This window comes from Erythrobacter sp. F6033 (assembly GCF_023016005.1).
Taxonomy (GTDB): Bacteria; Pseudomonadota; Alphaproteobacteria; order Sphingomonadales; family Sphingomonadaceae; genus Erythrobacter.
On sequence record NZ_JALKAZ010000001.1, the window covers coordinates 2,076,013 to 2,086,690 of the forward strand.

8 protein-coding genes and 1 riboswitch are annotated in these 10,678 nt (G+C 56.8%); all 8 genes read right to left on the bottom strand.

Annotation, left to right across the window (positions count from 1 at the left end; translation table 11 throughout):
- Window positions 1-6 precede the first annotated feature (6 nt).
- Window positions 7-1,974, bottom strand: coding sequence for a TonB-dependent receptor (locus MWU39_RS10015; protein WP_247159846.1), 1,968 nt, complete (start codon window positions 1,972-1,974; stop codon window positions 7-9).
- 116 nt (window positions 1,975-2,090) lie between these two features.
- A riboswitch (cobalamin riboswitch) is annotated at window positions 2,091-2,301 on the bottom strand.
- A complete protein-coding gene (locus MWU39_RS10020; RefSeq protein ID WP_247159847.1) occupies window positions 2,296-3,255 on the bottom strand; it encodes a hypothetical protein in 960 nt (319 codons plus the stop codon). Its footprint overlaps the riboswitch before it by 6 nt.
- 185 nt (window positions 3,256-3,440) lie before the next feature.
- Window positions 3,441-4,190 (bottom strand): Bax inhibitor-1/YccA family protein, encoded by a 750-nt coding sequence (locus MWU39_RS10025; protein ID WP_247159848.1) that lies wholly within the window; start codon window positions 4,188-4,190, stop codon window positions 3,441-3,443.
- A 111-nt stretch (window positions 4,191-4,301) separates the two neighbouring features.
- On the bottom strand, window positions 4,302-5,114 hold the full coding sequence (locus MWU39_RS10030; RefSeq protein WP_247159849.1) for a pyrroline-5-carboxylate reductase dimerization domain-containing protein: 813 nt from the start codon (window positions 5,112-5,114) through the stop codon (window positions 4,302-4,304).
- A gap of 42 nt (window positions 5,115-5,156) precedes the next feature.
- Complete coding sequence (locus MWU39_RS10035) at window positions 5,157-5,663, bottom strand: YbjN domain-containing protein (RefSeq protein ID WP_247159850.1); 507 nt, start codon at window positions 5,661-5,663, stop codon at window positions 5,157-5,159.
- Window positions 5,664-5,807: 144 nt separating this feature from the next.
- Window positions 5,808-7,190 (bottom strand): tetratricopeptide repeat protein, encoded by a 1,383-nt coding sequence (locus tag MWU39_RS10040; RefSeq protein ID WP_247159851.1) that lies wholly within the window; start codon window positions 7,188-7,190, stop codon window positions 5,808-5,810.
- A gap of 209 nt (window positions 7,191-7,399) precedes the next feature.
- A complete protein-coding gene (gene ftsZ, locus MWU39_RS10045) occupies window positions 7,400-9,169 on the bottom strand; it encodes a cell division protein FtsZ (RefSeq protein ID WP_247159852.1) in 1,770 nt (589 codons plus the stop codon).
- A gap of 179 nt (window positions 9,170-9,348) precedes the next feature.
- Window positions 9,349-10,653: a cell division protein FtsA gene (gene ftsA / locus MWU39_RS10050; protein WP_247160360.1), complete on the bottom strand. Its 1,305-nt coding sequence runs from the start codon at window positions 10,651-10,653 to the stop codon at window positions 9,349-9,351.
- Between the last annotated feature and the right edge of the window lie 25 nt (window positions 10,654-10,678).

Below are 10,678 nucleotides of genomic sequence, written 5' to 3' on the forward strand. Positions count from 1 at the left end.
AGAAGATTAGAACTTAGCGCGGATTCCGACGGTCGCTGTGCGGCCCGGCGAGACGAAGCTGAACACTTGCTCATATGTCTGATCAAGCAGATTTTCGACCCGTCCGAACAGGCTCACACCCTCGGTGAGGCGTACTTCGCCAGAGAAATTGACGAGCGTAAAATCTTCCAGTGTTTCGCGAACAGGGATGAAGCTTGGGTCGGTGAAAGCAAGATCTTCGGTCTCGGCATTGTGGCGTATAACCAGCGTGGCTGAAGCTCCGTCGTCCGGAGCGGTCCAATTGAGCGATGCACTTGCGATGTGATCAGGGCGACGGACTTCTTCAATTCCGTCTTCCTTTGCATCGAGGTAGCTATAGGCCGCATCGAACGAGAACCCATTGCCGAGCTCTGCCCTCGCGGACACTTCAACGCCGCGGCGAATGCTGTCCGTCTGCCGATTGGCAGGCGTGGCGATGAAAGTGGGCGCTGGAAAGGTCGTGAAAATCTCATTTTCGAGAGTGCTGTCAAAATAGGTTAGCGAAACGCTCGCCTTCCCGTCTGCAAAGCTCTGGTCGATGCCCACTTCCCAGCCGGTCGATTTTTCAGGCTGTAGATCCTCGTTGCCGATAAATTGCCCGTCGAAGAATCCAAACAGCTCGAAAAACCCGGGATTCTTGATGCCTGATCCTGCGCTGGTCCGCACGCGGGTAGTGTCCGTGATGTTGTAGCCAGCTCCGATGCGGAAAGTGGTTTCGTCCGCAAAACGATCATTGATATCGTGACGAACCGCCGCTGAGAAATCGACGTCTCTGCCGGCGAATCGGTATTCGCCGACCAAACCAACATTCTCGATTTCGCGCCGCCCAGCAAACGCCGTTCCGAAGGGGTCATTGTTGCGGAACTGTTCCCGCTCCCAGTCGGTCGCGAGTGTGATGAAATGATTTTGGTTTCCGGCACCGAACTGGGCCGCGCTGACATAGGATGCCTTCAGGCGATCTCCTTCGCTTCCGCCGCTTCGGCCAAAAGCTCCAAACGTGTCGCGATTGATATCGGCGAGTTGCGCCGAAATGTCATGCGTCCATGCTTCGTCAAAAGTCGTAAGGTTCAGCCCGGCAAGCGCATAGATCGCTTCGTTCTCAAACCGCGTCTCTGGTGTGTCGATAATGAGGCCGAAAGTCGGGCTGGTCGTGTCAAAATCCGAATTGTTGAAGTCGCCGTCGGTTCGGATAAACCGTGCCGCCACACGGGCTTCCAGTGCGCCTGCAAGGCGTACCGATCCTTTGCCTGATACAGTGTAGCTGTCGCGGCCAAGATTGCGCGTACCGCCGCGAGCGTTTGGCTCACCATCTGTGCTAACAACAGTCGCATTGATCGCAAGGTCAGCGTCATAATTGCCGATCCCAAACTGTGCTGAACCGTTGATCGTATTGTTAGTACCGGCTTCAATGCGCACACCAAAGCCATTCACTTGCGCGCCGCGTGCGCTTTCATAAGCGACGATGCCACCGATAGCGTCCGCGCCATAAAGCGCAGACTGCGGGCCGCGCAGCACCTCCACTTTGCTGCCGATTTCGGTCTGCAATGTGCCAATGTCGAACTCACCGGCAAAGGGATCGGAAACCTCGATCCCGTCCACCAGCACGAGCACATGGTTCGCCTCCGAACCGCGGAGCCGGATCTGGGTCTGGCCTGCGACGCTGCTGACCGCGACGCCCGGTACATCGCGCAGCACATCGGCAATATCGCGCGTTTGCCTATTGGCAATGTCCTCGCGCTCAATGATCGTGGCTGAACCGGTGTAGTCTTCTATGTAGCCTGGGCTGTCATCCCGATTTGCACTGACTAGAATGCCTTCGATCCGAATGTTCGTTTGCAACGTGATACTTCGATCATCTTCGGCTTCGTCGTAATCAGCCCGAACGTCTTGTGCCAAAGCGGGCGTAGCCAAACACAGCGCTGCAACCGCAGCACCGCACAAATATTTCGTATTCATTCTCGGATTCCTTCCGAATGAGCAACACAAATGACCGCACGAAAATGCCCGCACGGCCAGCTATTCGTCGCTCGAAACGAAAGTCTTTTTCGCGCCTCTCCAATCCCTGAGAGGGGCAACAAGCGACACGCTCCGGTCGGTCTCCTGGCTCACGGATCAGCGCGCTTGTTTCTCACCTTCCCAAGGTTTCCCTCAGTGGCTGCGTCTCTTGCGAGATCACGCGAAACAATCGCTCACCGCTTACAGTTGCAGGGACAGCTGCGGAATCTAACCGCATTCCCGTTACCGAAGTGATTGCGCGGCGTTACCCGCGAAGGCGCTTTATCGCAAGCCGCGCGGTGCAGGCGCCGGGGTCTGATCCTCGGTGCTGTCACCCTCCGTCTGGATAGGTTCAACAACGGGCTGAGAAACGAAGCCGTCCTGAACAGGCACGACCGGCACTTCTGCACCCGTTTGGCTGTCGACCACAGTCCCTCCCACAGCGGTAGGAGATGCCAGAGTGGTTACGGGATCCGCCCCGGCAGTCGGGACAACAACCCCGTTGGCACGAGCATTTTGGACGGCCACCCAACCAGGCTGCGAGGGGCCATATTTTGCACCATATTTGGCATCCCAGCTCGCCGACAGATTCTGATATTCAGCATACTGGTCGAAGAACGTCAGGAATGGTTGCTGGAGTAGAGGGAAGTTCTCCATCGCAAAGGCAATCGGATCGGTCGGCGGCGTCGTCAGTGCCCTATTTGAGATATCGAGCGCAGACGCACAAAAACCGCGACGTGCCGGCGGCAAAGCAAAGTAATTGTAGACGCTGGTCATCTTGCCTTCGCGGGCAATGATTCCTGCCCGGCGTGCCCCCATTTCGCTGCGATACTTGCGATCGATACGATCATTGACCCGTTTGAGGGCGCGCGCATGGTCTTTGATGTAAACACTGTAAGCATCGAGGATCGGTTGGAACCGTGCAGCGGTGCAATTGAGAGCAGCAACGTTCCATGCCGAACGGAAGTGCCACACTTTTTCATCATCGCTGATCCCCGAATTGACCGTCATTCGGCCACCGAGCGAACTCTTGGCTGGAATCTTCATCACATAGGACGCGCCGCCTGGCGGCAATGGTCGAAGCGGAATGATCTCAGCTGCTGGCGGCGGCGGCGGCGGAGGCGGTGGAGGCGGCGGTGGAGGCGGCGGAGTTGTACACGCGGCAAGCATGCCGATGGCAACCGCTACGCTGGTAATTTTCAGTCCGGCGGGCTTTCGATTGCCTGCATCCGCTTTTTTCATATTCGCTCTCTCTCAGTGACCAGCTGGCATCATGCCTGAAACCGCCTTGCTCGCAAATGAAGTGCAAAGCGATAGTCACCTGAGATAGCAAAGCAAATGCCCGAAACCTAATGAAAGGCTCCGGGCATCGCAGATTTCACCAGTTTGATCCGAATTCAATCATCCGGACCGTATCGGAAGCGCGATTATTCGCGGCTGCCGAGGAACTGAAGCAGGAACATGAACATGTTCACAAAGTCGAGATACAGGCTGGTTGCGCCCATAATCACGGCTTTGCCCGCAAAGTCAGTGCCGCGCACATACTGATACTCGTTCTTCAGACGCTGCGTATCGTAAGCAGTGAGGCCCGCAAAGATCAGCACGCCGATACCGCTAATGACGAAAGCCATGGTTTCGGAACCGAGGAAAATATTGATGACCATGGCGATGATCAGACCGATCACGCCCATGATCAGGAAGCTGCCCCAGCCCGAAATGTCCTTCTTCGTAGTGTAGCCCCACAGCGAGAGACCGGCGAAGGCGCCAGCCGTTGCAAAGAACGTAACGGCGATTGATTCAGCCGTGTAGACGAGGAAAATCGTCGAGAGCGATAGACCCATGACAGTCGCAAACGCCCAGAATACGATTTGGAGTGTCGCTTGGCTCATCTTGTGAAGGCCGAAGCTCATGGCTAGAATGAACGCTAGCGGAGCGAGCTTTACTGCCCAGAAAAGCAGGCCGCCATTGATGGCGAGCGAGTACGCAGGTGATTCAGCACCGCCCCATGAGAACATAAGTGCTACGATACCGGTCCATAGAACGCCGGAGGCCATGTAATTATAGATCGAGAGCATGTGCTTGCGCAGGCCCTGATCATAGGCAACGCCAGCAACATCGCCGCCAGCGCGCGGCACCGAGCCAAAGCCGGTGCGCTGTGTGTCATTCCAATCAGACATAATGGATCCCTTGTCTCCAAATGCGGCGCGACAATACGCGCCTGTCCCAATCAATATCGGTGTTTTATCGCCCAATTTCAAGCAAAACCGATCCTGAGATGTTGACGGGTGTTAACCGTTTCCAGCGGACAATTCCGCGCCGCGCTCTGCAGTTGCTTTCAGGGTTCTTACCAGCAGTTTGTGCAGAGCCTGATCGGCATCGAGTACATTCATACCTTCGCGTGTCATTCCGCCCGGGCTGGCGACGCGATCTGCCAGGTCGCCGGGAGAAAGCGCTTCGCCCGCAGCCAGCGATGATGCACCATCGACCATGGCTACCGCCAATGCCTCTGCTTGAGCCGCTTCGATTCCGAGCTCGATCGCCGCGCTCGCAAGCGCGTCAATAAATCGATAAACAAATCCCGGTCCTGACCCGGCAAGCGCTGTGACAAGGTCAAACTTATCCTCGTCATCCAGCCAAACGGCTGTCCCGAGCGCATCAAACAGCCCGAACGTGCTGTCACGTCTTTCGGAAACAAGGCCACTTTCAAGAAGAATGATCGGTGATTTATTGATGCGTGAGGCCAAGTTCGGCATCACACGAATATGCGCTTCAGCGTGCGGAAATGCGCTCTTTAACTGCGCAAGTGTAAGCCCGGCGAGCAACGAATATACCTCAACGCCACCACCAGTGAGAGCCTGCAATTCCGGCGCCACATCACCCAGTTGCTGGGGCTTAAACCCGAGCATGACAGCATCGTGGCCTCCGGCGGCAACCGCGTCTGCAATATCTCGATAAACCTTCACGCCATCAGGAGCGGATTTCGGACTCCGATTGAGAATTGCGAATCGCTCAGGTGCCTCGCCAGCAGCTAGCCAACCGGCAAGCATCGCGCCGCTCATATTGCCATAACCGATGATGAGGAGCTGCTTGATACCGGACATTGCGAACGACCCTTGTTTGAAGCGTTGAAGACCTCTTAGTGGCTATGCCTCGCCCGCTGCGTCAACCATTGCCGCTTCCAACGCTGCTTTCGGGGCCTTGTCGCCCCATAAAACGAACTGGAAAGCGGGATAAAACCGGTCGCATTCGTCAATCGCATTTTCGACGAGCGATTGCGCCTGGGTCAAGCTCAACATACCGTCATCGCCCAGCAACACGCCATGACGATAGAGCAGTACGTCGCCGTTCGACCAAATATCAAAATGGCCCAGCCACATTTGCTCATTGATCAGGCTGAGCAGCTCGTATGCGCATTCTTTCTTATCATCCTGAACGCGGATCTCTGGCAGGCAAAGGAATTGCAGTACACTGTCTTGAGCCCGCCAAATGGCTTTGAGTTTGTACTTCGCCCAACTGCCTTGAACTTCGCCCGCCATTTCATCGTCCGAGACTATCTCGAACGACCATCCGCGCGCTTCGAATAGAGCGGCGAGCATTTCGACAGGAGCCGCGTCATCTTGCGCAACGAAATCGTGTTCGCTCGTTCTCATTGGTTGGGTGCCATTTGTAACATCGGCTTGTGGAATGCCTGTCCAGCGCACTGCTTGGCAATGCGCGCATCAATAGCGGCTGGGGAGAACCGATTTCGCTTGTTTAAAGCTTGTGCACAGAAAGGCGGGGATGGTTCAAAAGAACTACTTTAACTCTTTAATTTCAGTACCTTCTGGGCTTGTAAAGCGGAAAGTGTCGACACCCTTCTGCTTTAGCGCACTGATCAGTTCATTTGCCGCTTTGCGAGATGAAACCGGCCCTGCAAGCAACCGATTGGCTTGCCCCCAAGGGGTCACATGCGGCTCAAAACCATCGAGCAAGTCAGGGGCCTTACGGCTAAACCGGCGCCAATCGAATTTCAGCGCAGAGACATCCCGCCCTGTTGCAAGCTGCACCCAGATGCGGCTTGGATGGGCGGGTTTGGCTGGTTCTTCCGCCTTCGGTTCTGGCTTGGTTTCGCGCGGAATCTCAATCGCAGCGAGATCAACGGCCTCACCGCCAGCCTTTGTCGCGGGCAACGCCGCATCACCAAGATCGGCGAAAGCATCGGCGACGCTCGCAGGTTGCGGGGTCGGAATCGCAACCTGTGTTGTTGCAGGACTTGGCGATTCTGCTGGAGCTTGCGCAACATCAGCTAGGTCAAACCCGGGCTCGGGTGCCGGGGCTGCTGCGGCGACCTGAGCTACGGCTTCGGTTCGCTCACCCAAAGGTGCGCCCGATGGCTCTAGCTTGCTATCCGCAGTCCTTGCTATCGCAGAATCGCTGCTCGTTACACCGCTAGTATAGGCGGCAATGCGCGGGTCTTCGCGGCCTATGTCGGCGACCTGCGGAAAGATGCCCAGATTGGCTGCAGCGGCTTGCTGGGCCTTGGTCAGGCGCGGCATGAATTCAAGATATGGGTTGATCCTGCTTGCAAGATCCCGCGGCATCACCGCGTCAACAATCGCCGCAGCGCGTTCCTGCTCCCCCATGATTGCGAGCCCGAATGCACGGGTGCGAAATGACGCGAAATCCCGGCGGTCGAGCATCGGACGCAAAACGTCTTCAAAGCCCGCCTTATTGCCGGAAATAGCATAGCTGATAGCGAGGCGGCGCTTTGCCTCAGTGTCATCGGGCCTGAGCGAAATTGCGCGCTGATGGGCCGGTTGCGCGCTTACCGTATCGCCGACCATATCGAACGCAAGCGCGCGGTCGCTTAACAAATCGCCCGCATCCGCTCCCGCACTTTGCGCAGCCGCATAAAGCGGTAGCGCATCGACCGGTCTACCGGATTTGAGAAACACGCCTGCCATGCCAAGTTTTACCCGGGCATCGTTCGGCGCGATACCGTTGGCTTTGGCATAAAAACCCATTGCCGCGTCCAAATCACCGACCTTTGTGGAAGCTTCGCCAGCCTCCAAAAGCGCGGCTACATTTTCGGGTCGTTTGGCGAGACGCAACAGAGCACGATTAAGCAATTGCGCGTCTTTGGACGGCAGGGCCTGAACCACCTCGCGTGATGTCGAATCCTGCGCATTCGTCGGCAATGCAATGCACACCGAAAGAGATGCGACAGCTAACGATAAGGCACGCGGAGTAATCATCGGAACGCTCGTCATTTCAATGTCAGCTAATCAATTCTGAGAATGCGAATAGCCCCATGGGTCTGAACGCAGGGCGAATAGCCTTGCGTTCACGCCGAGCCGAGAACTTCAAATGCTAAGGCGAACCGAAGAGCAGCCGTCAGCTTCTCTCATTACTGATTGTTTTGCCGACCAAGAAAACGCGGGATGCTGAGCGCTGGTGCATCATCACCATCGCTATCATCATCTTCGCCGTCCTCATTCTCGTCCGAACCAGTCCGCGAAAGGTTCGCCATACGCTCGAACAGCGTGCTTCCACCAGCAGCTCCGCCGCCACCAGCCTGACCTGCATCGGCACCGCCGTCGCTCGCTTCACCGTCAGCGCCGCCGCCCAAGAGACTGCGTCTGCGTCCGCCAAGACGTGCCTCAACCGGCTTGTCTTCTTCTGCCAAACGATCGGCATCAGAAAGGATTTCGTCGTTGCTGTCGCCCGCTGCCAGTTCACCTGTCAGGTCAAGCGTGCCCTCGTCGGCGCCCTCAGCAAAGCCTTCATCATCGGCTTGACCGTACAGGCTATCATCAGCCGGATCGGCCAGTTCTGCGTCGTCAGCTGTCGACAAATCATATGGCTCTTCTTCGACACCGCGAAGGCCAGCGAGTGGATCGACGATGCCATCAACATCGTCGTCTTCCTCTCCCATATCGTCACCAGCCTGCATGCCGCTCAAATCGAACGGCTCGGCTTCGTTGGAGAGTTCGGGTTCTTTTTCCAGCTCTGGTTCTGGTTCTGGCTCCGGTTCGGCTTCGAATTCCGGCACTTCCGGAGCCGTCAGCGTCAGAGGCTCTTGCTCCTCAACCTCCACCGGTGCTGGCTCTTCGGCCACCTCATTATCTTCGGGAAGCTCAAGCACAGGCCGCTTTGGCGCGCGCGAACTGGAAAGCGAAACCGCCGCAGAGCTATCAGCTTGCCCTGCAGCGCCAGGTTCAATTCCCGTAGCGACAACAGAAACTCGGATTTTACCATCAAGGTCAGGATTAAACGCGCTTCCCCAGATGATATTTGCATCTTCATCAACGAGCTCGCGAATATGGTTCGCAGCCTCATCAACTTCGAGAAGCTTCATGTCCTCGCCGCCGATGATCGAGATGATCACACCTTTGGCGCCCTGCATGCTGACACCGTCGAGCAGCGGGTTGGCGATGGCTTGCTCTGCAGCATCCAGAGCGCGCGTTTCGCCTTCACCCTCGCCCGTACCCATCATCGCTTTACCCATCTCGCTCATAACAGAGCGGACATCGGCAAAGTCGAGGTTGATAAGACCCGGCATAACCATGAGATCGGTGATCGAGCGAACACCTTGTTGCAGGACTTCATCAGCAAGCTCGAAAGCTTCTTTGAAAGTCGTTTCAGCTTTCGCGATTAGGAACAGGTTCTGGTTCGGAATTACGATCAGAGTGTCGACGTGGTCCTGAAGCTCGGCGATGCCAGCTTCCGCAGCACGCATGCGGCGCGTGCCTTCGAACAAGAATGGCTTGGTCACAACACCAACGGTCAACACGCCTTTGCGACGTGCGGCCTCTGCAATGACTGGAGCAGCGCCCGTACCGGTGCCGCCGCCCATGCCAGCCGCGATGAAGACCATGTTGACGCCCTCAAGCGCTTCTTCGACTTCGGCTACGGTTTCTTCAGCAGCGGCTTTGCCGACTTCTGGCCGGGCACCCGCGCCAAGGCCGCCTGTAATATCAGGACCAAGCTGGATGCGTTTTTCGGCAGGGCTGCTGCTCAATGCCTGCGCATCGGTGTTCGCAACAATGAACTCGACGCCTTCGATTTCTGAAGCGATCATGTTCGCAATCGCGTTGCCGCCCGCGCCGCCGATCCCGACCACAGTGATGCGGGGGCGAAGATCGTCAATGACTGCTGGTCCGATATTGATGCTCATTTTGCTTTTCCTCTAAGCCGACGGGGCGCCCCTGTTTTATCTGCCGCCTGGTCTTGCTTTTTACTCAATTCGCTTGTGCCACATACGATAGGCGCCCGTTATACCGCAGAATTCCTTATCCACAGTGGCTTATTAACCCTCATAGAGCACGCAGCGTCGTGTTAAAATCTCAATCGCTTTCAGAAATACTCTTTCATAGCTCGAAACAGACGCGTGAAACTGAACGTGCTGGCCAAGCCTGTTGCGCTGCCCCGATACTCTCGATGACGCGCGCCGATCGCGCGAATGTCAATTGGATCGTCAGCAGCATAAAGACAAAGCCCCGCCAATGTTGCAAAGCCTGGTGTAGAATGTGCTTCCGGCAGTCCCGTAAGCGAAGGCGCTCTGCCAACCCGCACCGGCATGCCAAGCGCACTCTGGGTGAATTCTGCAAGGCCCGCCAGCTCTGCGCCGCCGCCTGTCAGCACAACTTGGCCTGCACGGGATCCCACAAAACCCATTTCTTTGAGAGACTTGCCGACCTCCCGTGTCAGCTGTGAAAGCTGTTGAGTCACGACTGAGACCAATTCAGCGCGAGGGATACGGTTTTTCTCATCAGCACCGCGTGCGACAGGGCCGGAGCCATCTTCATCCCAACCGTCATTCGGGCCATTGACCGGGATCATTTCGCGATGATCAGACGGGCTGGCGATGGCGGAACCAGATACGCATTTCAAACGCTCTGCCTGAAACCGCCTGATGCCAAATGCACTAGCGATTGCATCGGTGATGTCGCCCGACCCCATCGCGATGGCGCGAAGGCCCAACAGCATGCCGCCTGCGAAAACGGAAACATTTGTAACATCGGATCCGATTTCGACCAAAGCGACGCCCAGCTCGCGTTCTTCGAGCGAAAGACAGGCATAGCCGGATGCGAGCGGAGCCGCGACGACTCCTTCAACCTCAAGATGTGCACTTTGCACCGCCTCCATCAGGTTGCGCACAGGCGCACCATCGGCCAGCATCACGTGAACATCCACGCCCAGTCGCTCAGCGTGCAGGTTGCGAGGATTAGCCACACCATGCGCGCCATCCAACGTGTAATGCGCCGGCTGAGCGTGAAGCACAGTGCGGCCATCCGGCTGGATCATATCGCGCGCTGCGACCAGCAAATGCTCGACATCGTCTTCTTCGATACGGCGGCCGCCGATCTCGATTTCAACCTTTGAAACACGGCTTTTGAGACCAGCACCCGCGCAGGCGATCCAAACGCTCTGCACGCTTTGGCCTGCATTCTTTTCCGCCCGCTCGACCGCATCACGGATAGCATATGTGGCGGCCTTCATATCGGTGACATAGCCGCGCTTGATACCTTGGCTGGCGCGGTGGCCGGATCCGAGGACGATCAGATCGCCGGTTTCAGTCTCACCCATGATCATCGCGGAAATACGGAACGAACCGATGTTCACCGCGCCGAAAACCTTGGCGAGGCGCGCGCGAGAGATGTTGGGTTTGGTCTTGGCCGCGATG

Coding starts and splice junctions, on each gene's coding strand:
- MWU39_RS10015 (WP_247159846.1), bottom strand. CDS start 1,974: ATGAATACGAAATATTTGTGCGGTGCTGCGGTTGCAGCGCTGTGTTTG.
- MWU39_RS10020 (WP_247159847.1), bottom strand. CDS start 3,255: ATGAAAAAAGCGGATGCAGGCAATCGAAAGCCCGCCGGACTGAAAATT.
- MWU39_RS10025 (WP_247159848.1), bottom strand. CDS start 4,190: ATGTCTGATTGGAATGACACACAGCGCACCGGCTTTGGCTCGGTGCCG.
- MWU39_RS10030 (WP_247159849.1), bottom strand. CDS start 5,114: ATGTCCGGTATCAAGCAGCTCCTCATCATCGGTTATGGCAATATGAGC.
- MWU39_RS10035 (WP_247159850.1), bottom strand. CDS start 5,663: ATGAGAACGAGCGAACACGATTTCGTTGCGCAAGATGACGCGGCTCCT.
- ftsZ (WP_247159852.1), bottom strand. CDS start 9,169: ATGAGCATCAATATCGGACCAGCAGTCATTGACGATCTTCGCCCCCGC.